Raw genomic sequence first — 23,933 nt, 5'->3', positions numbered from 1 at the left:
GGGGGGAGCGAGGCGCGCGGGCGAGGAGTGGCTCCCGGTCGGCTTGTCCTCGGCGCGGCGCGCTGCGATAATTTAGGTTCCCTGCCCGCGTCCTCCACGGAGATGTCATGAGCAAGAAGCACCTCGTATCAGCCGGCGCATTCCTCGTCGCGCTGGGCGCCCTGTTCATCCCTATCGAGGGCAAGGCCCCCGCCGCGACCGGCCCGATCGCGAAGGCCACCTCGCTCGATCTGTCGGGCTTCTCGAGCGCCCGGCCCGACACCCCGCTCGATCTCCTGTTCATCCATCACTCCTGCGGTGGCCAGCTGCTCACGGACCCGGGCGCCGAGAAGGAGAAGGCGTCGTGCGTCTACGAGGCGCACCCGAACGGAGGGGGCCTCAAGAAGAAGCTCACGGAGCACGGCTACCGCGTCCACGAGGCCTCCTACGGCAGCGAGATCGGCGAGAACACCGACCTCTTCGACTGGGCGCCCAAGTTCCGCGACAAGATGGACAAGGTGCTCCGGGTCGCGCTGAACGACGAGATGCACCCGGACGGCGTGGTGAACCGGATCGTCGTCTTCAAGTCCTGTTATCCCAACAACCGCTTCGTCGGCGAGGGCGCCGCCCCCGGCAACCCGGCCGGCCCGGAGCTCACCGTCTGGAACGCGAAGGCCACGCTGGCGTCGCTCCTGCCCGACCTCGCGAAGCGGAAGGACACGCTGTTCGTCTACGTCACCGCCCCCGCCAACGTCCTCAAGCGCTCGAAGGAGCCCGCCTGGAAGTGGACCGCGAAGCAGATCCTCGGCAAGCCGTCCGAGGCCGAGGTCGCGCAGCGCCAGGCCGACCTCGCCCGCTCGTTCAACAACTGGGTCAAGTCGCCCGACGGCTGGCTCAGCGGCTATGCGGAGAAGAACGTCGTTGTCTTCGACTACTACGATGTGCTCACGAACAAGGGCGAGTCCAACTTCTCCCTGTTCGGCTCGGAGGGGAACACCGACAACCACCCCTCGCGCGAGGGCAACGAGAGGACCGCGGACGAGCTCGTGCCGTTCCTGAACCAGGCCGTGCGCCGCATGGGCCTCAGCACGTAACGTCGAGAACGCGGTGAGCGCGGTGAGCGCGGTGAGCACGGCGGCCGATGTCGCCGGGAGGAGCGAGCGCAAGTTGCTTGACGCGGACCGCGATTCTCCGGAACGTCCTTCTTCACCCGAACCGCGTCTTCGCTGAGGACCCTCGTCATGCTCGCGCTCCCCGGGGTCATCCTTCTCATCATCTTCATCTACGGCAGGCCCCAGGAATGGGACGAGCGCTTCGAGAGCCTGCCGTTCCTGTACCTCTGGTTCGCCCTCTCCTTCATGGGCATGGGCCTCGACCTCGCCCTGGGCAAGGTCCGGCTGAAGGCGACCCCGCAGCTCCGGTGGGCGATCGTCGTCTACATCTGGTGCGTGATCACGCTCGGCCTGCGGAACCCCGGCGATTTCTCCGCGAACTTCGTCGCGATCAGCGTGACGTTCGTACTCTTCTTCCTGATCGGGCACAGCCCGGACGGCTTCAGGGGCTTCCAGAAGCTCGCGACCACGGTGCTCGTGATGGGCCTATTCGTCGCGGGCGTCGCGGTGCACCAGGGGTTCTCGTCGTTTCAGTGCCTCGCGATGACGCAGACCATCGGCGGCTCGCGCGGAGAGGCCGGCATCCCCGACGGCCGGCCCTGCGAGATGCGCGTGGACTGCCGTGAGGGGCCGGGCGCCGATCCCGAGGCCGAGTACCTGTGCGAGCGCGTCGGCCTCTTCAAGACGTCGACGATCAACGGCCGCGTGCGCTGGCGCGGCGTGCTCCAGGATCCGAACGAGCTCGCGCTCACGTCGGGCATCGTGCTGCCGTTCAGCTTCGCCCTGTTCGAGCAGAAGCGCTCGTTCATGCGAGCGCTCCTGGTCCTCGCCTCGCTGCTCGTGATCGCGACCGCGATCATCCTCACGCAGTCGCGGGGCGGCCAGCTCGTCTTCGCGACGGTGCTGGGCGTCTACTTCGTCAAGAAGTACGGCATCCGCGGCGCGGTCTTCGGCGCGGTCTTCGCGGCGCCGCTCATGCTCCTCGGCGGCCGCGGCGGCGGCGAGGCGGACGAGTCGGCGAACGAGCGCACGGAGATCCTCTCCGAGGGCCTCCTGATCTACCGGATGTTCCCGCTGATCGGCGCCGGCTACCGCCAGTTCACGGAGCACCACTGGCTCACGGCGCACAACGCGTACCTGCTCGCGCTCTCGGAGCTCGGCCCGCTCGGGATGTTCGCGTGGACGGCGATGATCTATCTCACGCTGAAGATCTCGCTGGTCGCGCTCAAGCGGTACGAGCACGGCGCCCAGTTCGCGATGATCCGCGCCTGGTCCATGGCGATCATGGCCGGGTTCTGCGGGATGATGGTCGGGATCTTCTTCCTCTCGTTCACCTACCACTACGTGCTCTGGATCTACTTCGGCCTCGCCGGGGCGCTGTATTGCGCCATCAGGAGCGTCGATCCGAACTTCTCGATCCGGCTCGAGAAGCGCGACGTGTACCGGCTCATCCTGGCCGACGTCGTCGTGATGCTCGTGATCTTCGGGCTCAGCAGGAGGGGCTAGCTCCGTGCGCCCGAACCCCCTCCGGGGCTCGCGGACGCGCGGAGCCGGGGCGGCCGCGGCGCGGGCGCCGGGGCGCGCGGCGACCTGCTCAGCGCCCGAGGCCGAGGACCATCACGAGCGGCGTCTTCAGGATGATCGAGAGCTCCATCTGCAGGAACGTCGAGAGCTTCTCGAGCGAGGCGGCGTACGCGAGGTCGAAGAGCAGCTTCATCCGCATGTCGTCGGCCTCGGCCCCTTCCGCCTCCTCGAGGCCGAACGGGTTCGTCAGCGTCGCCTCGAAGGCGGCGACCTCGCTCTCCGCCGGGGCGCGGCCGGTGTAGCCCAGCGACACCTGCGCGAGCCCCGTGATGCCCGGCTTGATGTCGCGCATCCGCTCCTCGAAGAAGGGAATGGCGAGCGCCAGGTTGACAAGCAGCTCCGGCCGCTCGGGGCGCGGCCCCACGATGCTCATGTCGCCCATGAGCACGCTCCAGAACTGCGGGATCTCGTCGAGGCGCGTCTTGCGCAGGAAGCGGCCGACGCGCGTGATGCGGGGGTCGTCCTGCTGGGCGAGCACGGGCCCGGTCATCTTCTCGGCATCCACGCGCATGGAACGGAACTTGCGCATATGGAATTCGACGAATCGCGGGTAGCTGACGCCGTCCCGCACTTCCGTGCCGATGAGCATCCCGGCGCGGCGCTGCAAATAGAAGATCGGCCCGGGCGACTCGAGATAGATGGCCGCGCCGATGAAGGGGTAGAGCGGGAGGGTCAGCGTGAGACCCACGAGCGAGCCCGCGAGGTCGATCGCACGTTTCGCTACACGAACGCCAGGTGTCACTGTTTACCTTGTGGCTCCCATAGTCGAGAACGTGGTAGGGTACAAGCTCGGATGGAGGTTTGGGCGTGATCCGACTCCGCGTACCAGGTTCGTTGACCTATCGCCACCTCGCCCTCCGCGTGGTGGCGGCCGCATGCAAGATGGCCACGCCTGGGAGGGTCGAAGGCGGATCGCCCGGCATGACCCAGGAGGAGTTCGAGGACCAGACGGTCTCGGCGTTCGGCGAGGCGTTCAACAACATCGCCATTCACGGATACCGCGACGGGCCGCCGGGCGACGTCGACATCGAGATCGAGTCCGACGCGGACGGCATCATCATCCGCTTGATGGACACGGGTTGCAGCTTCGATCCCGCGGCCATCGACAACCCTCCCATCGACGACCTTCCCGAGTCCGGGATGGGGCTGTTCATCATCAAGTCATTCATGGATGAGGTCGACTACTGTCCTGGCAGCCCGAATGTCCTCCGCCTCGTGAAGCGGCGGGAGGGCAGCTCATGCATCGCCGGCGACGACAGTGAAGGCAGCAGCGAACAAGAGCATTCCGATGCCGATTTCGCCGGAGCGACGGGGCATCGGACGAGCAGTTTTCGAATGCGGAGCGTCTCCCGCTTGGGCGCAGCCCGCGCCGCAGGGGGAATCAAAATCCAATGAGCTATACGCGGACCGATAACGGCAGTGAGACGGTTGTGCAGTTCGAGGGGACCCTCGACGCGGTGACCGCACCGGAGTTCAGGACGTTGGTGGACGAGCTGGTGGCCGAGAACCGGCAGAACATCACGCTCGAGCTCTCGTCGCTCCGGCTGATCGACAGCTCCGGCGTCGGCGTCATCGTCTCGCTGTTCAAGCGGGTACGAGCCAACGGCGGCCAGGTGCGCATCGTGGGGCTCCGGGATCAGCCGCGCGCCATCTTCCGCCTGCTGCGCCTCGATCGGGTGTTCCCCACGTGACGCTCGGGGGCGGCGCTCGCGCCGCCGGCCCGGCGATAGCGTCCGCGGCGGCGCGCCGCGACGGGAGCGCTCGGCGCGCCGCTGCGACCAGGGCCGTGGCCACGCCGCTTCCTGCGTGCGCCGGGGGCGTGATGGGCGTGAGCTAGCACGCGGTGAGCACAGGCCGCGTGCAACAAGCTGGCGCTCGGGCGTCGCACGTCTACCATAGGCAGCCGTCTGCCGGACTGGGGTGCGCGTTCTCCGGGTCGGGCGGAGCAAGGGCAACGCAACCTTCAAGGAGCGCGGAATATGGACAAAGAAGATGAACCAGCAGACCTCCGGGCCTAACCCGCCCCAGGAGGCGCTCGGGGCGCTTCCCGTCGATGCAACGGCGCGACCTGGGGGCCCGCAGCCGCCCAGCATCAGCGCGATGATCAACCGGACCCTCGCGCACTGGTACGTGGCGGTGCTCGTGGCGCTCGCGGGGATCGGGTTCACGGTGCTCGTCGTGCAGTCGAGGAAGCCCGCGTACCGCTCCGAGACGGTGATCTTCTACCGGGAGGGCGTGAAGGCGACGTACCTCGGGCCGGACGGGCCCGACCCGCTCCGCACCCTCTCCGCGCGGCTGAAGGAGACGCTGCTCGCGCGCTCCAACCTCGAGAAGGTCGTGACCGAGTTCAGCCTCTTCCCCGAGGTCCTCGAGAAGCGGGGCATGGTCGACGCGGTCGACCGGCTCCGCCTCAAGATCACCTTCAAGGCCCGCTCGACCGACACCTTCGCGATCTCGGCCGAAGGCGAGACCCGCGAGCAGGCGCAGGAGGTGACGCAGCGGCTCGCCGACATCCTCGTCGAGGAGACGACGCGCATGCGCAGATCGCAGGCGAAGCTGACGAACGAGTTCCTCGACGCCGAGCTGAAGCGCGCCGAGCAGGACGTCGAGAAGGCCGAGACCGAGCTCGCGGCGTTCCTGGCCGAGCACCCCGAGTTCGCCGCCGAGCAGAACACGGCCGGCGGCGCGCAAGGCGGCGCCGCCATCCGCGAGCGGGAGCGCCGCTCCACCACCACCGACCCGACGCTGGAGGCCCTCGAGCGGCAGGTGCCCCGCCTGCGCAGCCGGCTCACCGGCAAGCCGGAGCAGGTGGCGCAGAGCGCCACGGGGTTGCCCTCCCCCGCGCTCGTCCGGCAGAAGGAGCAGGCGGAGCAAGAGCTCGCGACCGCGCGGCGGGATCTGGGCGACAAGCAGTCCCGCTTCACCGAGCAGCACCCCGATGTCCGGGCCGCGGCCGCCCGCGTGAGCAGCGCCGAGGCGGCGCTGCGGCGCGCCGAGGCGGCGCTCCTCGTGCCTCCCGCGCCGGAGCCCGTGATGGAGGTCCCCGCGACCGACGAGGCCGAGAAGGCGAAGATCAGGGCCCAGCTCGCCAAGATCGAGCGGGAGATCGCGGCGCGCAGGGGCGCGAAGATGGGGACCGCGGCCGACGCGAGCGAGACGGCGAAGGCGATCATCAACACCGAGACCGACTGGTCGCGGCTCAGCCGCGAGAAGGTGCGGGCGCAGCAGCGGCTCGCCGACCTCGAGGGCAAGTCGTTCCGCGCGGAGATGGCCGCGAGCTCGGAGCAGGGCGGCTACTCGGCGCAGATCGAGGTGCTCGACCCGGCATACAGGCCGAGCGCTCCCTCGAGCCCGTCGCGGCTGATCCTCGCCGTCGCGGGGCTCTTCGTGTCCGTTGCAGCCGGGATCGCCGCCGCAGCGGCGCGTGGCATCGTGCTCGACGATCGGGTTTACGACATGGAAGATATCGATCGAATGGCGCTCGCTCCGGTGCTCGTCGTCGTGCCTGCCGCCGCGCGCGGGTCCCGAGGGCGCCGTGGCTGAAGCAGGCGGAGCTGAGCCGGGAAAGCCGCCGCCGGTCGCCTCCCTGGAGCGGGCGCTCGATCAGGTCTGCGATTTCCTGAGTCGCGCGGAGCAGACCGCGCGGGTCCGCGCGCTCGTCATCGAGGCGCGCCGACTCCGCAACGTGGTCGGCAACTGGCGCTCGATCGCGCCGGATCCCGACGTGCGCGAGGAGATGATCGCCCGCGTCCTGCGCCTCGCGAACGACGCCGAGGACGTGGTCGCGGCGGAGCGCCCGAGCTCCAGCCACGAGGACCCGAGCGCCGCGTTCGACTCGCCGACCATCCGCCAGGACCTGCCGCACATGGGGCACCAGCCCCCGCACGGGATGGGGCTGCGCCTCGGCGCCGCGCCGATGCCGGGGGGCCATCCCGGCATGCAGCCGCCGATCAAGGGGCCGCCGCAGGCCGCGGCGATGTTCCTGGCGGGGCTCTCCGGGGAGCACGGCGAGCCGCGCGGCGTGCCCCAGGGCCATCCGGCGATGCACGGCGCGCCGGCGCTGCCGCCCGGCCCCGAGCGGCACTTCGCGGGCCCGGTGGTGACGCGCGTCGTGGACCTGAGCGCCACGCTGAGCAGCCCCGGGCTCGTTTCCAGCGGCCCGGGAGCGGCGAGCTCGCCGGCGCTGCCGGGGCCGATCGATCGGGTCATCGCGCCGCCGGCGCGCGACGCGGGCGTCCGCAACGCGGCCGGGCCTCCTGCGGGCGCTCCGCCGCTGGAGCGCTCGTTCAGCGCGACCTTCCGCTCGCCGCCGTCGCTCGTCTTCGATCGCGTGGTGCCGCGCGAGGTGACGGCGCGCGAGGTGACGGTGCGCGAGGTGCCGCCGCCGCGGCAGCAACAGCAGCAGCCGCCGCCCGAGAGGCCGCTCGAGCGCTCGGGCACCGCCGCGTTCTCCTCGCCGCCGTCGCTCATGTTCAACCGCGTGGTGTCGACCCCGGCGCAACAGGCCGTGGACGCGAAGCTGCAGTCGCTGGACCCGACGTTCGAGGAGCCGCCGTCGCTGCACATCGAGCACATGCGCTCGCTGCCCGGCGCGCCGGAGAGCGCCGCGCTGCTCCCGGCGGAGTCCCTGGGCGGCCCGGGCGAGGTCACCGTCCGCCCGCTGCCGCTGCCGGACGCCGTGGATGCGAACATCGTGATGATCCACGCGCCGTACTCGCCCCAGGCCGACGCCTACCGGACGCTCCGGCGCAAGCTGCCGTCGGGCCCCGGGACCACGATCGCCGTGACGAGCGCCGGGCCGGGCGAGGGCAAGACGTCGTGCGCCATCAACCTCGCGCTCGCCCTCCGCGAGACCGTCCGCGGGAAGATCCTCCTCATCGAGGCGAACATCCGCAAGCCCGGCATCGCGAAGGCGCTGCGGTTCGAGCCCCCGAGCTGTTTCACGGAGCAGCTCCAGCGGCACGCCTCCGACCGGTTCGCCCCCTGGGTCGTCGTCGACCAGGCGGCGCCGGCGCCCGCCGTGGCGCCCGGCGACGACGGCATCGATCTGTCGGACCGGAACGCGGCGCCGATGGGCGGCAGGTCGCCCGACCCGAGGCTCTCCGTCCAGACGCCCGTCCACATCCTGGCCGTCGATCCGCGCACCGAGCGGCCGCCGATCCTCGACTCGGTGGCGTTCTCGACCGCGATCGAGAGCCTCAAGCGCGCGGGCTACTCGTACATCGTCATCGACACGCCGCCCGTGCTCGGCAGCATGGACATGAACGTGATCGGCGACTCGGTCGACGGCGTGCTCCTGACGTCGCTGGTCAAGAAGTCGACCCGCAAGGCGATCCGCCAGGCCATCGACCAGCTCCGACCGGCGCCCATCCTCGGTGTCGTCCTGCTCGACGCCTGAGCGCTCGGCGCGCGGCCGGCGACTTCCCTGCCCGAAAGGTCGGGGAGGCGTAGCCGCGCGCCGGCTCCATTGTTACCTTGCGACCCTCATGCGCTCCGGACGAGGTATTGCGGTCGCGGCCTTCGGCTGCGCGATCCTCACCCACGACGACGCCCGAGCGCAGGACGCCTATCTCCAGGGCGTCTTCACCGGGTCGATCGGCATCACCGACAACGTGAGCTCGGCGGCGGAGCCTCCGGCCGGGCCCGGCCCCGACGCCGACGGCTTCGGGACCGCGAGCCCCGGCCTGATCTTCACCTACACGACGCCGCGGACCGCGCAGACGCTGTCCTACACGTTCTCGACGAGCTTCTTCTTCCTGCACTCGGAGGCGAGCTCGTACTCGAACATGGCCATGTGGTCCGGCCGCTTCGTCACGTCGCCGAGGACGTCGCTGACGCTCGGCGCGGCCGGGTCGCAGGGCCAGCTCAACACCTTCCAGCTGGAGCAGACGCCGGGGACCACGACGATCCAGGGCACCGCGGGCGGGACGACGAACTTCGTGCAGGCGTCGTTCAACGAGGGGTTCTCGTTCCAGGCCTCGCCGGTCTGGGCGCTCGGGCAGGCGGCGACGTTCCTCGTCTACAACCCGCTCCAGGATCGCCCGCAGCGCACGTACAGCGCGGCGAACACGCTGAGCGCGCAGCGCATCTTCCGCCACGACACCGCGGCCCTCGCGCTCTCGGTCGGCTACACCCATTTCGACAACGTCCCGGTGACCGACACCGATCCCGCGACCGAGGACACGACCACGGCGCGCGACCAGCTCCTGACCACGCTCGTGGCGAGCTGGCAGCACGACCTCGGCCGCCGCTTCTCGAGCCAGCTCGACCTCGGCGGGGTCGTCGCGACGGACCTGACCGGCGGCGCCGACTCGCTCGTGCGGCCGGCGGGGCTCGCGGCGCTGCGCTACACGCACGACCGAGGCGAGGCCGAGCTCGCGTACGCCTACTCGGCGACGCCCAACGTCTTCCTGCAGCAGATCCAGCTCTCGCATCAGCTGACGCTCCGCGCCGCCGCGCCCCTCCGCCCTGCCTGGCACCTGTCGGTGGAGGGCTCGGCCGGCGGTCAGATCGCGCAACCTCTCGAGGCGAACGCGGCCGGGGAGCTCGAGACGGGGCCGACCACGATCGCCGTGCTCACCGACGTCGCGCTGCTCTGGAGCCCTCCCATCGTGATCCCCGACTTCGCGCTCGCGCTCCGGTACCAGCACACGAACCAGCGCACCGCGGCGAGGACGGCGGAGCTCCCCGACACGCGCATCGTCCGGAACGCGCTCCTCCTGTCCGTGTCGGGCGCGTTCCCGCGGCGGATGGAGCCGGGCTCGCGCATCTCGATGACCCAGCCCTTCGGCTCGGCGGGCCCCGTGGGCGCGCCGCGCCGGGAGCCGACGCCGATCGAGCCGACCGAGGGCGCGGAGCCGTCGTCCGCCGGCGACGCCGCGCCCTGAGCGCGAGGGCGCTCAGGTGCGCCGCGCGAGGAGGAAGGCCCTGTCGTCCTCGGGCAGCTGATCGCCGCGGAACTCCTCGAGCATGTGCGTGAGCTTGTCGGCGATCGACGCGACCGGGCGGCCGGCGTTCGTGGCGCACAGCTTGGCGAAGCCGGTGCCGAGCGCGTGCAGGCCGAGCATCTGCTTGGACGAGTTGCGCAGCTCGGTGAGCCCGTCGGTGTACATCGCGAGCACCTCGCCCGGCGCGAGCACGCTCTGGTGCGCCTCCATGGGCACAAGGCCGATCCCGAGCGCCGGATTGACCGCCGCCTGGAGGTGGCGCAGGCCGCCCTCCGCGGTCGCCACGAGCGCCGGCGGGTGCCCTGCGTTGACGCATTCCATGCGCCCCGTCGCCGGGTCGAGCGCGACGGCCACCATCGTCACGAACGACTGCTCGGGCAGGTACTCGCAGAGATAGGCGTTCAGCCGATCCATCATGCCCGTGATGCCGCGGCCCGCGTCGACCGTCGCCCGCACCATCGTGTGCACGCTCGACCCGATGAGCGCGGCCTGGAGCCCCTTGCCGCAGACGTCCGCCACCGCGAGCATCAGGCGGCCGTCCGGCATCGGGACGATGTCCACGTAGTCGCCGCCGACCCACCGGCACGGCTCGAAGCCGAGCGCCACGTCCAGCGCCTTGAACTCCAGCCGCTTCGGGACGAACGTCCGCTGGATCTGGTGCGCCATCTCGAGCTCGCGCTCGATCGCCGCGTGCGCCTGCGCGTGGCGCCGCGCCTCCCACGCCGACTCGGCCTGCTGATAGACCTCCGACGCGAGCGCGATGAGCCCGAGCCACTCGACGCTGCCGAAGTCGGGCGGCAGGGTCACGTAGAGCAGGTTCATCAGCTGCTCCTCGACGCGCAGCGGACAGGCGACGACCCAGAGCGCCATGACGTCGCGCGACATCGTGAGCTCGACCGTGGCGCTGTCGCTCACCAGGTTGCCGGCGAGCACCGGCTCGCGCGTGTCCTGCACGGCCGCGAGCACGCGGCGCGAGATGTACGGCGGGGCGACGGAGTCCTCGCGCCGGAGCGACTGGAACGGGCGGTGCGGCCCGGACAGGATCGTCAGCGCGCCGTTCTGCCGGAGCCGCAGCGCGAGCGCCATGCTGCCGTGGAAGTCCTCCCGGACCATCAGCTGGCAGAGCGCGTCGAACCGATCCGTGGCGTCCTCGATGCTGAGGAGCCGCCGCGACAGGTCCATCAGGGTGAACAGGTGCTTCGCCGCGATCCGCGGCGGGTCGAGCTCGCCAAGCTTGCGGATCGCGGTCGGTTTGTCCTCCTCGAAATGGAGCCCGCCCGGCTCGATCGGCACGCGGGGGGCGCGCGCCGTGAGCTGGAACTCGAGGACGTAGTCGCCGATCCCGATGCGATCCCCTGGCTTCAGCACCTTCTCGTTGACCCGCTCGTCGTTGACGAGCGTGCCGTTGGTGCTGCCGAGATCGCGGATCCACCACCGGCCGAACGGATCGCAGAAGAGCTCCGCGTGGCGCCGGGAGACGGTGTAGTGGTCGAGCGTGAGCTGCACGCCCGGCGCCCTGCCGATGACGATGTGAGACTCCGTCAGCGGCCGCCGGGTCCCCGGGAGATCGCCGAGCCGGATCTCCAGGTGGCCCTTCCAATCCGAGCTCGATGGCGCAGGGCCCAGGCTGTCATCTGCAGGCGACATCGTTCGACCTGGCCCGACCATGGGCGGCGGCGTGGACATGGACCGTCCTCGATGGGTACCGAACCGGCGCCCTGACATCAAGGGGATGCTCGCGATTTCGCGAGCGCGGCGAGATCCGCATCGGTGAGGCCGTGAGCCTCCCCGCGCCGCGAGCGTCCCCGCACCGCGCCGCCCACAGCGCGGGCGTTGAGCGACACATTGCGGTGCGGGACCGCGGACGAGGCGATGGCGCCGCCGATGGGTGCCCGGTCACCAAGCCCGCCGCGCTCTGGTGCGGCGCGCGCGGGCAGGCGACGCGGATCGAGCGCGCTCGTACGGGCAAGGCAAGGCGGAGCGCAGGCGTGCCGCTCGGGGCGCCCTCCGCTAGGCCTTGATGACCTTGGGCTGCGCCGCGCGGTAGACGCCGCGGGTGTCGACGATCAGGGCGGCGTGCTTGAGCACCAGGTCGTAATCGACCACGGAGTGATCGGTGACGAGGAGGACCGCGTCGTGGCTCTTGAGGGTGTCCTCGTTGAGCGGGAGCGACGCGAGCTCCGGCAGGTGCGGCCAGGTGCGCATGCGGGGCAGCTTGGGCACGTGCGGGTCGTGGTAGCTGAGCACGGCGCCGAGCCGCCGCAGGAGCTCGATGATCTCGAACGCGGGGCTCTCGCGCGGATCGTCGATGTCCTTCTTGTAGGCGACGCCGAGGAGCAGGACCTTCGTGCCCTTCATCGCCTTGCCGCGGTCGTTGAGCCCGAGCTGGAGCTTGTCGACGACGTAGTGCGGCATCTCGACGTTCACCTCGCCCGCGAGCTCGATGAACTTCGTGGACACGCCGAACTCGCGCGCCTTCCAGGCGAGGTAGAACGGGTCGAGCGGGATGCAGTGGCCGCCCCAGCCCGGGCCCGGGTTGAACCGCATGAAGCCGAACGGCTTTGTCGCGGCGGCGTCGAGCACCTCCCAGACGTCGATGCCCATGGCGTCGTAGACGACCTTGAGCTCGTTCACGAGGGCGATGTTGATCGCCCGGAAGATGTTCTCGGTCAGCTTCGCCGCCTCGGCCGCGCGCGCCGACGAGACGGCCACGACGCGGGCGATCGCCTGGGAATAGAGCGCCTGCGAGAGGACCAGCGACGCGCGATCGACGCCGCCGACGACCTTCGGGATGGTCGCTGTGCTGTGATCGCGGTTGCCCGGGTCCTCGCGCTCGGGCGAGAAGGCGAGATAGAAATCCTCACCCATGCGCAGGCCTGATTGCTCGAGGATGCCCAGGACGAGCTCATCGGTCGTGCCGGGGTACGTGGTGGATTCGAGGACGATGAGCTGCCCCTTCCGCAGCCGCTCCTTGATCTTCTGGGCCGAGCCGACGACGTAGCTCATGTCGGGCTCCCGCTGGGCGGTCAGCGGGGTGGGAACGCAGATGAGGATGGCGTCGGGCTCGCCGAGCCGCCCGAAATCCGCCGTCACCTCGAGTCGACCCGTCTTGGAGGCCGCCGCGACGCGCGAAGGGTCGAGGTGCTTGATGTAGCTCTTCCCCTCGCCGAGCGCGGTGACCTTCGCCGGGTCGACGTCGAACCCCAGCACGCGGAAGCCTTTCTCGATGAACGTGAGCGCCAGCGGCAGGCCGACATAGCCCATGCCGATGATGCCCACCTGGGCTTCGTGCGAGGTGATCTTGGCCAGGAGGCTCTCGACCGCAGCGGGATGCGTCTCTGCCATATCCGTTTATCTCCAGTGGTGGAGGGGAGCCGCCACGCGGATCCCGACCCATGTTCGAAGAGAGGGGCCCGACGCTACCACAGGCCCCCAAAATTCGCTCGAGTGTCGAAAAGGTTCCCACGAGCGCCGGGAAAGGGCCTCCTCGTGAGGGTCGGCCGGCGACATGGACTCCACCTCATCGACGGCGGCGCACCGCTTCGCGGGCGAGCTGGAGGAAGTCGCGCGACGCCTGCCGCGCGAGGATCAGCGCGGAGCCGGCGAAGACCAGCCCGCCCGCGACCACCTCGGCGCCGAGGCGGAAGCCGCGGGGCAGCTCGCCGAGCGAGCGCATGCCGTAGCGGACGGCGAGCACGGCGGCGACCATGGGCAGGCACGCGACGAGCGGGCGGATCAGCGGGCGCACGAGCCGCATGTACGGCACGCCGTCGGCGCGCTTCACCACCCAGAGGCTCCCCAGGGCGTGGACCCCGAACGCAACGCCGACCCCGCCGCACGCCCAGAGGACGCCGCCGATCGAGCCGAGCAGCGCGATGCCGCCGATGATGGCGATCACCTTGAGCCACTCCAAAACCATGATCGCCCGCGTCCGGCCGTAGACCTGCAGGTACGAGGACATGACCCAGCCGATCGGACGGGTGACGCCGAGCGCCGACAGCACGGCGAGGAGCGGGCCGGCCGGCTCCCAGGCCTCGTTGAAGAACGTGTCGTTGAGGATCGTCGGGGCGACCGCGCCGAGGCCGATGGCGAGCGGGAAGATGAGGAGCGAGAGCAGGGTGAGCGCGCGGACGAGGGCGACCTTGCGCTGCTCCGGCTCGATCTTCGAGAACGACGGGACGAGCACGTCGCCGATGCGCTCGCCGACCTGCGAGGCCGGGATGTCGGCGAGGTTCCACGCGAGGTTGTAGAGGCCGCCGACGTGCTCGCCGAAGAGGCGGATCATGACGAGGTTGTCCCATTTCGAGGCCCCGAAGTTCGCCAGCGACCCGAAGTTGAGCGGGATGCCGAAGGCGAACAGGTCGCGCGCCTTCTCGCGCGACAGCGGGCTCGGCGTCAGCCACTCGGCGAGCTTCACCGCCGGGACCGTCGTGATCACGCGCACGACGGCGCGCAGGACCGTCGCGACCACGATGGCGTTCCCCCCCCAGCCGCGCATGGCGAGGACGACCGACGCCGCGGTGTAGGTGAGCTCGCCGGCCGCGTTGCGGAGGCTGACGCTGCGGAAGCGCATCTCGCGGATGAGCAGGCGATCGGGGATGTACCAGAGCCGATCGATGATCATCGCGACGATGAGCCAGGGCATGAACTCGAGCATCCCGGGCGCGCCGACGAGGTGCACGGCGATCGGCTCCCGGAGGAGGTACACGACGCTGATGGCGAGCAGGCCCGCCACATGGAAATAGATGGTGGCGTTGAAGACGGTCTGGCGGTCGAGCTCGGGCCTCGAGGCGATGTACTGGCCGATCCCGAGGCTCGACACGAAATGCGCCGTCATGATGACGACGGAGGCGGCCGAGACCTCGCCGTACACGTCCGGCGCGATGAACCGGGTGAGCACGAGGGTGCCAATCAGGCCGATCACGCGCGAGCCGAGCCCTGTCGCGATCGTCCAGACCGCGCCGAGGACGGCCTTGCGGGCGAGCGCGGAGGAGCCGGCCACGATCAGGGCACGAAGATGGTATCGCCGGACTTGAGCACGAGGTCCTGCTCGGGCCGCTTGCGCGAGGCGATATCGTCGTAGTTGATGGGGATGTGCCGGAACTTGCCCGGGCTATCCATGCGGATGAGCAGGATCTGATCGGTCGAGGCGAACTGGTTTGGACCGCCGGCCATCGCGAGCGCCTCGGAGACGGAGACGAAGTAGTTCGAGTTGAAGATGCCGGTGCGCGCGACGTTGCCGCTGACCACGAACCGGTAGCTGTTGATGCCGGTCACGGCGACGGTGATCACGGCCGTCTCGTCCTTCACGAACTCGGTGAGCCGCTTCTTCATCTCCTCGCGCACCTGGGTCGGGGTCCTGCCGGCCACGTAGAGGTCGCCGATGAGCGGCATCGTGATGAAGCCGTCGGCCCTGACCAGCGCTTCGCTCGACAGGTCGGCCATGCGCCACACGTTGACCCGGAGCTGGTCCCCCACCCCGATCACGTACTCGTGCTTGCGCGGGTCGTACTCCTTCGCGTAGTTCGCCGGGTTGTAGACGTACGTGGGCGCACACCCGGCGGAGAGCGCGGCGAGGGCGAGGCCTGCCGCTGCTGTCAAAAGCACTCCTCTCATGAAGGACCGTTTCGTGGGACGGGCTGTGCCTTCCATGGGCGTCTGCATTGAGGAGGATGTCAGGCAGTACGGGGTTGCGCTTACGAGGCGATCACGGCCGCGCGGCCGCGCAGCTCACGAGCGGCGCCAGCATTGCAGGAAGGCCGTCCGCCGCCAAGGGGAAGTTTTCATGCTGCGGCAGGACGCGGGATCCTCGGCGAGGAACCAACTTGACGGCCCGATGACTGCTCTCAAAGCTCGGCTTTGATGCTGCTTCATCTCCAACGGATCACCGTCCCCTTCGAGTACCCCGTCTATCTCACGAACGGCGTCTTTTCGCCGCGCAACGGCGACCTTGCGTCCGCCGTCGCGTCGAAGGAGCCGCGCCGGCGTCACCGGGTGCTGCCGGTGATCGACGGCGGCGTCGCCGCGGCGTGGCCGTCGCTCGCGGAGGACATCGCGCGGTACGTGGACGCGCACGCGGATCGGCTCGCGCTCGCGGCCGAGCCGATCGTGGTGCCCGGCGGCGAGGCGGTGAAGAACGACGCCGCGGCGACGGAGGCGCTGCAGGCGAGGCTCGACGCGCTGGGGATGGATCGGCAGTCGTTCGTGATGATCGTCGGCGGGGGCGCGGTGCTCGACATGGCCGGCTACGCGGCCGCGACGGTGCACCGCGGCGTGCGGGTCGTGCGCATCCCGACCACGGTGCTCGCGCAGGCCGACTCCGGCGTCGGCGTGAAGAACGGCGTCAACGCGTTCGGGAAGAAGAACCTGCTCGGCACGTTCGCCCCGCCGTTCGCGGTGATCATCGACCCGCGCTTTCTGGAGACGCTGCCCTTGCGCGACAAGGTGGCCGGGATGGCGGAGGCGGTGAAGGTCGCGCTGATCCGGGACGCGAGGCTGTTCTCGTGGCTGTCCGAGCATGCGCCCGCGCTCGCGTCGGGCTCGGTCGGGCCGCTCGCGGAGCTGGTGCGTCGCTCGGCGGAGATCCACCTCCAGCACATCGCGAGCGCGGGCGATCCGTTCGAGCTCGGGAGCGCGCGGCCGCTCGATTTCGGGCACTGGGCCGCGCACAAGCTCGAGTCGCTCACGAAGCACCGGCTCCGGCACGGCGAGGCGGTCGCGATCGGGATCGCGCTCGACACCCTCTACGCCGAGCTGGCCGGCCTTTGCAGCGAGTCGACGTCGGCCGCGGTGCTCTCGACGCTCGAGGCGCTCGGCTTCGCGCTGTGGGACGACGCGCTCGCGCTCACGCGGCCGGGCGACGAGCGGGGCGAGCGGCTCTGCGTGCTCGACGGGCTGGACGAGTTCCGCGAGCACCTCGGCGGAGAGCTCACGGTGACGTTGCTCGAGGACGTGGGGCGCGCGCGCGAGGTGCACGCGATGGAGGAGCGGCACATCGTCGCGGCGATCGCGCGGCTCCGCGAGCGCGCCGGGCGGCGGGGCGCGCTGGTGGCGGCCGGCGTGGCCGGGGCGGCCGGGGCGGCGCGATCATGAGGCTCGCGTGCGCGGGAGCGCCGCACCTGACGTACTGCACGAACATCCACCCGGGCGAGACGTGGGCGGAGGTGAAGCAGAGCCTGGAGACGCACCTGCTCGAGATCTGGTCGCGCGCGGCCGGAGGGCGGGAGGGCGCGCAGCCGCGCGGCGGCGGCGGACCGGGCGGGGCGGGCGGAGGCGGACCGGGCGGGGCGGGCGGAGGCGGCGGGGTGGAGCGCACCGGGCCCGGCGAGCGACGCCGCTGCGGGGTGGGGCTACGGCTCTCGGCGAGGGCGGCGGCGGAGCTCGCGGCGCCGGCGGAGCTCGAGGCGTTCCGCGATTTTCTCGAACGAAACGGCCTGTACGTGTTCACGCTGAACGGCTTCCCCTACGGCCGGTTCCACGGCGCGCCGGTGAAGGAGCGCGTGTACCTGCCGGACTGGCTGGACGACGAGCGCCTCGCGTACAGCGATCTCCTCGCGACGCTCCTCGCCGCGCTGCTGCCGGCCGAGGAGGGCCTGATGGGGAGCGTCAGCACCGTGCCCGGCGCGTTCAGGCCGCGGGTGCGCGGGCGGGAGGACGCGGAGGCGATGGCGCGGCGGCTGGTCAAGCACGCGGCGCACCTCGTCGAGCTCCGCCGCCGCACGGGCAAGCGCGTCGCGCTGGCGCTCGAGCCGGAGCCGTGCTGCTTCCTCGAGACGACGCCCGAGGCCATCGCCTTCTTCACCGATCACGTGTTCGCGCGGGAGCGCGCGCGGGAGCTCTCGGCGCTGGCCGGGATGAGCCTGCCGGACGCGGAGGAGGCGCTGCACACGCACCTCGGCCTCTGCTTCGATGCGTGCCACATGGCGGTGGAGTTCGAGGACGCGCCGGCGTCGCTCGCGGCGCTCCGCGCGGCGGGCATCGGCGTGCACAAGGTGCAGATCAGCGCCGGGCTGCGCGCGCGCGTGGCGGAGCGCGATCCGGCGACGATGGCGAGGCTGCGCGCGTATGCGGCGGACATCGTCTACCTGCACCAGGTCGTCGAGCGGCGCGCGGGCGCAGGCGAGCTCGTTCGCTACCTGGATCTGCCCGACGCGCTGTCGGCGCTCGAGGGCGCGGGGGCGGCGTCGACGGAGGCGCGGCCGGAGGAGTGGCGTATCCACTTCCACATGCCGATCTTCCGGGGGATCGAGGGCGCGCTCGCGACGACGCAGCCGGAGCTTGCGACGCTTTTATCTCACCTGCGAGAGTTGCCCGCGACGCAGCACCTCGAGGTGGAGACCTACACCTGGGATGTCCTGCCGGAGGATCAGCGGCGCGGCGGCCTGGTCGAGGCGGTGGCGAGGGAGCTCCGCTGGGTGGAGGAACGGATGGTGGTGGAAGGGAGCGGCGGCGCCGGTGCCGGCGCGGTCAGCGGAGGCGACGCTCGCGGCGGCGTCCTCGGCGCGGGTGGCGGAGAGGAGGTCTGACCATGAGCTCACGCGCGCGGGTGTATCTGCGGCTAGGCCGCGTCTCGAACCTGCCCACGGTCTGGACGAACGTGCTGTGCGGCATGGCGCTGGCGGGGTCCGGCCTGCGGGCGCCCGAGGTGGCGCTGGTGGGGCTCGCTGTGTCGCTGATGTACGTGGGCGGCATGTTCCTGAACGACGCGTTCGACCGGGAGATCGACGCGCGTGAGCGCCCCGAGCGGCCGATCCCGTCCGGGCTGGTGAGCGCCCGCGAGGTGTTCGCGGTGGGGTACGGCCTGCTCGGCGCGGGGGTGCTGCTCGTGGGGGGCCACGCGTACCTGGAGGGCCGGGGCGCGGCGCCGATCGTGGCGAGCGCGCTCCTCGCGGGGGCGATCGTGCTGTACGACGCCTGGCACAAGGGGAATCCGCTGAGCCCGGCGCTCATGGGGCTGTGCCGCGTGCTGGTCTATGCGACGGCGGCGCTCGCGGCGGGGGGGCAGCTCGGGAGCGCGGTGATCGGAGGAGGGGTGGCGCTGCTCTTCTATCTGATCGGGCTGACGGCGATCGCGAAGCAGGAGAATCTGCTGGCCGTGCGCAGCCTGTGGGCGCTCGGCTTCATGGCGGTGCCGTTCCTCTCCACGATCGGGGCGCCGCTCACGGGGCTGGTGGGGACGATCGCGTACGGCGCGCTCGCGGGCTGCGTGATCCACGCCGTGAGGCTGCTGCGGGGGACGCGGAAGGACCGGATCCCGCGCGCCGTGGTGACGCTCATCGCGGGGATATCGCTGCTCGACGCGGTGCTCATCGCGAAGAGCGGAGCGCCGGGCGCCGGCGGCGCCGCGGCGCTGGCGCTGATGGGATTTCCGCTGACGCTGGCGATGCAGCGGGTGGTGCGGGGGACGTGAGGCGGGCGCCGGGATACGCTCAGATCCATCGGCGACACAACGATACCGGCCGCACCTCACCGCCAAGGGGCCATGCGGGCGCCTGTGACTTAAACCTGATACAGAACAGGAGAATTCGTGAGAACGACACCAGGATCGCACCGCCTGATTTGTATTGCGTTACTTCACCTCTTGATGAGCGCAGGCTGCGCGGTCGTTCTCGGGCTGGACGAGTTCCATGATGCTGACCCCTCAGGGAACGGGGATCCGCCCAGCGACCAGGCGTGCGAGCCCAGGACGACGGCCACCTGCTACAATGGTCCCCAGGGGACGGAAGAACACGGGCTGTGCCAGGCTGGAACGAAGACCTGCCGGGAAGACGGTAGCGGCTACGGCGACTGTATCGGCGAGGTCCTTCCACAGGCCACAGAGGTCTGCAGCCAGCATGGAGACGAGGATTGTGACGGTGTTCCGTGCAGTGACGCCCTGTGGAGCAAGAGTTACGGTTCAACGAGCGATGAGATTCCAGTCAAGCTCGCGATAGACGGGAAGGGCAACATCTTCCTGCTGGGCACATTCACCGACACGCTTAACATCGGCGCAGAATCCCTGACCTCCGGGGGTGGAAAAGGCTACTTCATCGCGAAGCTCGACAGCGCCGGTACAGTCATCTGGGCCCGAAGCTTGCCAGGACTCATCACCGATATCGCCGTCGACTCCCCGGGAAACATCGTAGTATCCGGCAGCTTCAGCAACTCCATCACTATTGATGGCCAGATTTTGTCCACGCAGGGTGACACTGATGCTTTGGTGGCCGCGTTCGACCAGGCCGGAGAGCGCATGTGGGCGGTGCAGTTCGGCGACGACCAAGCACAACTGGCCAACGGGATCACTGTTCGCTCGGACGGGGACGTCTTGGTCGTCGGAACATTCCAAGGGACGACGAGCTTCGGCGGTCCAACGTTCACGAGCAAGCGTGAAGACATATTCATCGCGCGCTACAGCATGGCGAATGGCTCGCATCAGTGGAGCACGTCGATCGGGGATGCCTCCGGGGAAGACGACGCCGATCAAATAGGGACGAAAATAGTAGTCGATTCGTCCGACAACATCATCATCACAGGGACGTTCAACGGATCTGTCAACCTGGGTTCATTCTCGCTCAGAGAGAGAATTTTTCAAGATAACGGCTTCTTCGCCAAGCTCGACAGCACCGGAACCCCGATCGCGGGGCTCTACTGTCGGGAGTGCGATATGTTCGGAATCACCACCGATTCAAGAAACAATTTCACAATCGCAGGACGTTTCAGCGAAGTGCTCGACTGGGGCTGTGGAGCGCTGGATCCGCGCGACGACTCCAGTGCCGTTCTCCTCGTTCAGTTCAGCCCGCGAGGATTCTGCCTTTGGAATCATTCCTTCGGTGGCGGTGGACATGACAGCGCGACCAGCGTCACCAGCGACACGTCTGACAACATCGTCATGACTGGCTATGCGTTTCAATCAATCGATTTCGGCGATGGTGAGATCGAGACCCGAGACGCACCCGATTTATTCGTCGCAAAATTCGACGACGCTGGAAAGCACCACTGGAGCAGGGTGCTCACAAATCAGAACGCCCAGCACGGACGAGCGGTCGTCGCTGACCCGTCCACCGACGCCCTCGTCATCGCAGGAAGCAACTCAGGGGTGATAGATTTCGGAACCGGCGTTCACGAATCTTTGGGAGAGCACGACATCGTCGTTGCCAAACTGGCGCCGTAAGTCCCGCATCACAGATGCTCTAGAAAGAGGTGTCGTAGGACGAGCTCCTTGACCAGACCCGCGGGCACAACAGACGGCAAATCCCCGGGCTCCGTCGAAATGAACAGCGGCATCGCCTCGGCCCGATCTGTCAATCGCCCGTGGGATCCTCTCACCAGAGAGGCGTTGAGCGGGATCACATTCATCAAGTACCTGTAACCGAGCTTCTTCTTCAGCAGCGTCCAGGCTACTCGCAAAGGAATCATCGACAACGCCGGATCCCGGAACAGCTCTACAGGATCATAACCGGGCTTCCGGTGGATGTCGACAGTACGCGCAAATTCCGGCGCTTTCTCGTCATCAAGCCAGTAGTAGTAAGTAAACCAGCTGTCCTCCTTGGCGATCGCCACGAGCTCGCCCGAGCGTTCGTGATCCAACCCGGCAGCACGCTTCTCTTCCTGACCCAACACGGTGTCCACTCCCTGAAGTCGCTCGATCAGCTCTCTCACCTCTCCGACGCGATGCGGGCTCCGTACATAGATGTGCGCTACCTGATGGTCTGCCACAGCAAAGGCATCGGACGCCCCGGCGTCGAGCTTCTCCAATCCACGCTCGACGCGGACCCGCAGGAATCCATGAGCTCGAAGTACGCGGTTGATATGAACTGCGCGAGAGACTCGCACGATACCGTATTCGGACAGGACGATCACCCGCGCTCCGTCCTTGCGCACGTGGTCGATCAGCTCGCCGCATACGGCATCCACGGCGCGGAGATCCTCCTTGATCGCGGGATGATCCGGTCCCAGCCGCTGCAAGTTGTAGTCGAGGTGCGGGAGGTAGACGAGCGTCAACGTCGGCCGCCGCGTGTCGTACACATGGCGCGCGCACCGCGCGATCCACTCCGTCGATCGGATGTCCGCGTTCGGACCCCAGAAATTGAAGAGCGGGAATTCACCCAGCCGGAAGACGAGCTCATCGCGCAATGACGCCGGGTCGGTGTAGATGTCCGGCAGCTTGAGCCCGTCCGCCAAGTAGATCGGCCTCGGCGTCACCGCATAATCCGCCGAGCTGTACATGTTGTACCACCAGAACAGCTTGGCGCAGGTGAACGTCGGATCGCGGCGGCGCGCAGCCTCCCAGATCTTCTCCCCCGCCACGAGCTGGTTCGCCTGGCGCCACAGGTTCACTTCGGCGATCTCGCGGAAGTACCAGCCGTTCGCGACGCAGCCGTGCCCGCTCGGAAGGAGGCCTGTCGTGAAGGTCGACTGGACCGTGCAGGTGACCGCAGGCAACACGGTCTCCAGAGGGCGCATCACGCCTTCTCGCGCGAGCCGCTGCAGGTTCGGCGTGGCGTCGCCGAGGAGCTCGCCGGTGAGCCCGACGACGTTGAGGACGACGGTGCGGTGCATAAGTGTGCTCGTCAGCTCTGCACGATGGGGGCCTGCCCGCGCAAGACCGAGTTCCCCTCGAACAGCGCGCGCTGGTCCACCGCAGGCGCCTCGCCGAACTCCGCGAGGTCGAGCCGGCCGCTCTGGGCGAAGAAGGCGAGCGGGTTCTTCCAGACGATCCGCTCGATCACCTCGTCCGCGATGCCGTTCTCGCGCATCCGCGCCGCCGTCTTCGGCACCTTCAAGGGATCGCTCACGCCCCAGTCCGCCGCGCTGTTGATCAGGATCCGCTCCGCGCCGTATTTCTTGACCAGCGCGACCATCCGGTCTTCGTCCATCTTCGTGTTCGGGTAGATGGAGTGACCGGCCCAGCAGCCGGTCGCGAGCACGAGCGGCAGCGTCTCCTCGTTGTTGTGATCGATGAGCACGCGCTCCTCGGGGAATTTGAGCTCCCGCACCAGGGCGAGCGTCCGCTCGGTTCCCCGCTTCTTGTCGCGGTGCGGCGTGTGCACGAGGACGGGAAGATCGTGCTCTCGCGCGAGCTCGACCTGCTGGACGAAGTACTTCTCTTCCTCGGGCGTCATGTCGTCAAACCCGATCTCGCCGACCGCGACCACGCCCTCCTTGTCGAGATAGCGCGGCAAGAGATCGATGACGCCCTGCGCCACGCGGGGGTTGTTGGCCTCCTTCGGGTTGAGCGCGAGCGTGCAGAGGTGGCGGATGCCGAACTGGCTGGCCCGGAAGCGCTCCCAGCCGAGCAGGGACGCGAAGTAGTCCTCGAACGTGCCGACGTGCGCCCTCGGCTGACCGAGCCAGAACGCGGGCTCGAGGACGGCGACGATGCCGGCATCGGCCATCGCCTGGTAGTCGTCGGTCGTCCGCGATGTCATGTGGATATGGGGATCGAATAGCTTCACTTGTCTCTCCGCCTCGCGCGGCCTCACTCAGGGATCCGAGTTGCGCGCTCGTGCTCGTGCTCCGGGGAGAGCAGGCCGATGTCGGCCGGAACGCTCCGGCCAGCCGCCCTCCGCTCACTCGCGAAGTCCTCCGCCATCCTGGCGAGCTCGCTCGACCGCCGCTGTTCCAGGCCGACGATCCGCGCGAGCGCCACGCCGATGAACATGGCCTTGAGGACCATCTGGTTGAAATTGAGCTCCGGAAAATACGCCGCCGGGTAACGGTTCTCGCAGGCGATCGCCTCGAAGACAGGCAGCTCGTTCGTGCGACACGCATCGACCGCGAGCGGGAGGAAGCGCTCCGCTCCAGTCACGAACGGCAGGGCCCGCAGGAGCGCCTGCCGCTCCCGGCTGTCGCCCTGCTGGTAGCCAATCGAGAGCAGCTGTTCGAGCTCCGTTGCGGGCAGGCGCCTCGACACAAGCGCCAGCATGGTGACCCGGCCGAGCTCGTCCAGCAGCCAGCCATCCACCGTTCTGGCGGCCCCCGCAGCTTCCAGGGCGTCCCGCTCGTCGGCGTGGAGCCCGAGCGGCGTCTTGCCAAGCACCCGCGCGGCGGCAGTGAACGTCGACAGGAAGCGGTCACGATCGAACCAGGTAGACGTCTCGTTCGCCCCTGCGTCAGGCACCTCGCCACGTCGCACGCCAATCCCGGTCACCTGTTCGGCGCGCTCTCGCCAGGAGCCGGCCGCAGGAGGAATCCGGCGTGACAGGATCTCGAGCAGCGGTAGGGAAGGGTCTTGCATTGTAATCGCGTTCACCGGTCCCGGCGGCGTGGGAAGCCGCAGACGCGGCGCCATGAGGTGGAAAGTTATACCAAGGGGCGCGCGCTTCGGATAGTC

The 23,933-nt window shown here is 69.2% G+C and carries 19 protein-coding genes; 11 read left to right on the top strand and 8 right to left on the bottom strand.

Annotated elements, in window-relative coordinates; all coding sequences use genetic code 11:
* Nucleotides 1–107 precede the first annotated feature (107 nt).
* Nucleotides 108–1,073, top strand: coding sequence for a hypothetical protein (locus tag WMF36_RS05035; RefSeq protein ID WP_437578468.1), 966 nt, complete (start codon nucleotides 108–110; stop codon nucleotides 1,071–1,073).
* Between the two features lie 147 nt (nucleotides 1,074–1,220).
* Entirely contained in the window at nucleotides 1,221–2,597 is a 1,377-nt protein-coding gene (locus tag WMF36_RS05030) for an O-antigen ligase family protein (RefSeq protein WP_437578467.1), read from the top strand.
* Nucleotides 2,598–2,685: 88 nt separating this feature from the next.
* Here WMF36_RS05030 and WMF36_RS05025 read toward each other — a convergent pair whose 3' ends face one another.
* Entirely contained in the window at nucleotides 2,686–3,417 is a 732-nt protein-coding gene (locus WMF36_RS05025) for a sugar transferase (RefSeq protein ID WP_437578466.1), read from the bottom strand.
* A 65-nt stretch (nucleotides 3,418–3,482) separates the two neighbouring features.
* Between WMF36_RS05025 and WMF36_RS05020 the strand changes: the two genes are divergently transcribed.
* The 5 genes from WMF36_RS05020 (at nucleotide 3,483) to WMF36_RS05000 (ending at nucleotide 9,562) form a co-directional block, all read left to right on the top strand.
* Nucleotides 3,483–4,070 carry an ATP-binding protein gene (locus tag WMF36_RS05020; protein WP_437578465.1) on the top strand — a complete coding sequence of 196 codons (588 nt, stop codon included), beginning with the start codon at nucleotides 3,483–3,485 and terminating at the stop codon, nucleotides 4,068–4,070.
* A complete protein-coding gene (locus tag WMF36_RS05015; RefSeq protein WP_012233514.1) occupies nucleotides 4,067–4,366 on the top strand; it encodes an STAS domain-containing protein in 300 nt (99 codons plus the stop codon). The genes WMF36_RS05020 and WMF36_RS05015 overlap by 4 nt, the downstream gene beginning before the upstream one ends.
* A 409-nt stretch (nucleotides 4,367–4,775) precedes the next feature.
* On the top strand, nucleotides 4,776–6,218 hold the full coding sequence (locus tag WMF36_RS05010; protein WP_437578464.1) for a GumC family protein: 1,443 nt from the start codon (nucleotides 4,776–4,778) through the stop codon (nucleotides 6,216–6,218).
* Nucleotides 6,211–8,073, top strand: a complete 1,863-nt coding sequence (locus WMF36_RS05005) for a CpsD/CapB family tyrosine-protein kinase (protein WP_437578463.1) — start codon at nucleotides 6,211–6,213, stop codon at nucleotides 8,071–8,073. Before WMF36_RS05010 ends, WMF36_RS05005 begins: the two co-directional genes overlap by 8 nt.
* Before the next feature lie 88 nt (nucleotides 8,074–8,161).
* Complete coding sequence (locus WMF36_RS05000) at nucleotides 8,162–9,562, top strand: hypothetical protein (protein WP_437578462.1); 1,401 nt, start codon at nucleotides 8,162–8,164, stop codon at nucleotides 9,560–9,562.
* Nucleotides 9,563–9,574: 12 nt separating this feature from the next.
* On the opposite strand, the gene WMF36_RS04995 is transcribed toward WMF36_RS05000, so the two are convergent.
* The 4 genes from WMF36_RS04995 to WMF36_RS04980 all read right to left on the bottom strand — a co-directional run bounded on the left by WMF36_RS04995 (nucleotide 9,575) and on the right by WMF36_RS04980 (nucleotide 15,229).
* Nucleotides 9,575–11,269 (bottom strand): SpoIIE family protein phosphatase, encoded by a 1,695-nt coding sequence (locus WMF36_RS04995; protein WP_437578461.1) that lies wholly within the window; start codon nucleotides 11,267–11,269, stop codon nucleotides 9,575–9,577.
* A gap of 363 nt (nucleotides 11,270–11,632) precedes the next feature.
* Nucleotides 11,633–12,967, bottom strand: a complete 1,335-nt coding sequence (locus WMF36_RS04990) for a nucleotide sugar dehydrogenase (protein WP_437578460.1) — start codon at nucleotides 12,965–12,967, stop codon at nucleotides 11,633–11,635.
* A gap of 175 nt (nucleotides 12,968–13,142) precedes the next feature.
* Nucleotides 13,143–14,624, bottom strand: coding sequence for an oligosaccharide flippase family protein (locus WMF36_RS04985; protein WP_437578459.1), 1,482 nt, complete (start codon nucleotides 14,622–14,624; stop codon nucleotides 13,143–13,145).
* 2 nt (nucleotides 14,625–14,626) lie between these two features.
* The gene (locus WMF36_RS04980; protein WP_437494751.1) at nucleotides 14,627–15,229 is read right to left on the bottom strand and encodes a polysaccharide biosynthesis/export family protein; all 603 of its coding nucleotides are present in this window, start codon (nucleotides 15,227–15,229) and stop codon (nucleotides 14,627–14,629) included.
* A gap of 255 nt (nucleotides 15,230–15,484) precedes the next feature.
* Between WMF36_RS04980 and WMF36_RS04975 the strand changes: the two genes are divergently transcribed.
* The 4 genes from WMF36_RS04975 to WMF36_RS04960 all read left to right on the top strand — a co-directional run bounded on the left by WMF36_RS04975 (nucleotide 15,485) and on the right by WMF36_RS04960 (nucleotide 20,771).
* Complete coding sequence (locus WMF36_RS04975) at nucleotides 15,485–16,714, top strand: 3-dehydroquinate synthase (RefSeq protein ID WP_437578458.1); 1,230 nt, start codon at nucleotides 15,485–15,487, stop codon at nucleotides 16,712–16,714.
* Nucleotides 16,711–18,147: a metabolite traffic protein EboE gene (gene eboE, locus WMF36_RS04970; protein WP_437578457.1), complete on the top strand. Its 1,437-nt coding sequence runs from the start codon at nucleotides 16,711–16,713 to the stop codon at nucleotides 18,145–18,147. The genes WMF36_RS04975 and eboE overlap by 4 nt, the downstream gene beginning before the upstream one ends.
* Nucleotides 18,148–18,149: 2 nt before the next feature.
* Nucleotides 18,150–19,031 (top strand): UbiA family prenyltransferase, encoded by an 882-nt coding sequence (locus WMF36_RS04965; protein WP_437578456.1) that lies wholly within the window; start codon nucleotides 18,150–18,152, stop codon nucleotides 19,029–19,031.
* A gap of 117 nt (nucleotides 19,032–19,148) precedes the next feature.
* Nucleotides 19,149–20,771 (top strand): hypothetical protein, encoded by a 1,623-nt coding sequence (locus WMF36_RS04960; RefSeq protein WP_437578455.1) that lies wholly within the window; start codon nucleotides 19,149–19,151, stop codon nucleotides 20,769–20,771.
* Between the two features lie 8 nt (nucleotides 20,772–20,779).
* Here WMF36_RS04960 and WMF36_RS04955 read toward each other — a convergent pair whose 3' ends face one another.
* From WMF36_RS04955 to WMF36_RS04945, 3 genes are read right to left on the bottom strand one after another with little or no spacing between them, the layout of a single operon-like run.
* Nucleotides 20,780–22,159 carry an alkaline phosphatase family protein gene (locus WMF36_RS04955; protein WP_437578454.1) on the bottom strand — a complete coding sequence of 460 codons (1,380 nt, stop codon included), beginning with the start codon at nucleotides 22,157–22,159 and terminating at the stop codon, nucleotides 20,780–20,782.
* Nucleotides 22,160–22,170: 11 nt separating this feature from the next.
* Nucleotides 22,171–23,055 carry a TatD family hydrolase gene (locus WMF36_RS04950; protein ID WP_437578453.1) on the bottom strand — a complete coding sequence of 295 codons (885 nt, stop codon included), beginning with the start codon at nucleotides 23,053–23,055 and terminating at the stop codon, nucleotides 22,171–22,173.
* A 23-nt stretch (nucleotides 23,056–23,078) separates the two neighbouring features.
* Complete coding sequence (locus WMF36_RS04945) at nucleotides 23,079–23,891, bottom strand: EboA domain-containing protein (RefSeq protein WP_437578452.1); 813 nt, start codon at nucleotides 23,889–23,891, stop codon at nucleotides 23,079–23,081.
* Nucleotides 23,892–23,933: the final 42 nt, after the last annotated feature.

It is taken from the genome of Sorangium sp. So ce887 (assembly GCF_051521455.1).
Taxonomy (GTDB): Bacteria; Myxococcota_A; Polyangia; order Polyangiales; family Polyangiaceae; genus Sorangium.
The sequence above is the reverse complement of the archived record's forward strand: the minus strand, read 5'-3'. Positions and strand labels throughout refer to the sequence as shown.

Bases quoted from the DNA above. Each gene is read 5' to 3' on its own strand.
- WMF36_RS04965 (WP_437578456.1), top strand. From the start codon at position 18,150: ATGAGCTCACGCGCGCGGGTGTATCTGCGGCTAGGCCGCGTCTCGAAC.
- WMF36_RS05015 (WP_012233514.1), top strand. From the start codon at position 4,067: ATGAGCTATACGCGGACCGATAACGGCAGTGAGACGGTTGTGCAGTTC.
- WMF36_RS05010 (WP_437578464.1), top strand. From the start codon at position 4,776: ATGATCAACCGGACCCTCGCGCACTGGTACGTGGCGGTGCTCGTGGCG.
- WMF36_RS05000 (WP_437578462.1), top strand. From the start codon at position 8,162: ATGCGCTCCGGACGAGGTATTGCGGTCGCGGCCTTCGGCTGCGCGATC.
- WMF36_RS04975 (WP_437578458.1), top strand. From the start codon at position 15,485: ATGCTGCTTCATCTCCAACGGATCACCGTCCCCTTCGAGTACCCCGTC.
- WMF36_RS04945 (WP_437578452.1), bottom strand. From the start codon at position 23,891: ATGGCGCCGCGTCTGCGGCTTCCCACGCCGCCGGGACCGGTGAACGCG.
- WMF36_RS04990 (WP_437578460.1), bottom strand. From the start codon at position 12,967: ATGGCAGAGACGCATCCCGCTGCGGTCGAGAGCCTCCTGGCCAAGATC.
- WMF36_RS04955 (WP_437578454.1), bottom strand. From the start codon at position 22,159: ATGCACCGCACCGTCGTCCTCAACGTCGTCGGGCTCACCGGCGAGCTC.
- WMF36_RS05030 (WP_437578467.1), top strand. From the start codon at position 1,221: ATGCTCGCGCTCCCCGGGGTCATCCTTCTCATCATCTTCATCTACGGC.
- WMF36_RS04995 (WP_437578461.1), bottom strand. From the start codon at position 11,269: ATGTCGCCTGCAGATGACAGCCTGGGCCCTGCGCCATCGAGCTCGGAT.
- eboE (WP_437578457.1), top strand. From the start codon at position 16,711: ATGAGGCTCGCGTGCGCGGGAGCGCCGCACCTGACGTACTGCACGAAC.
- WMF36_RS05035 (WP_437578468.1), top strand. From the start codon at position 108: ATGAGCAAGAAGCACCTCGTATCAGCCGGCGCATTCCTCGTCGCGCTG.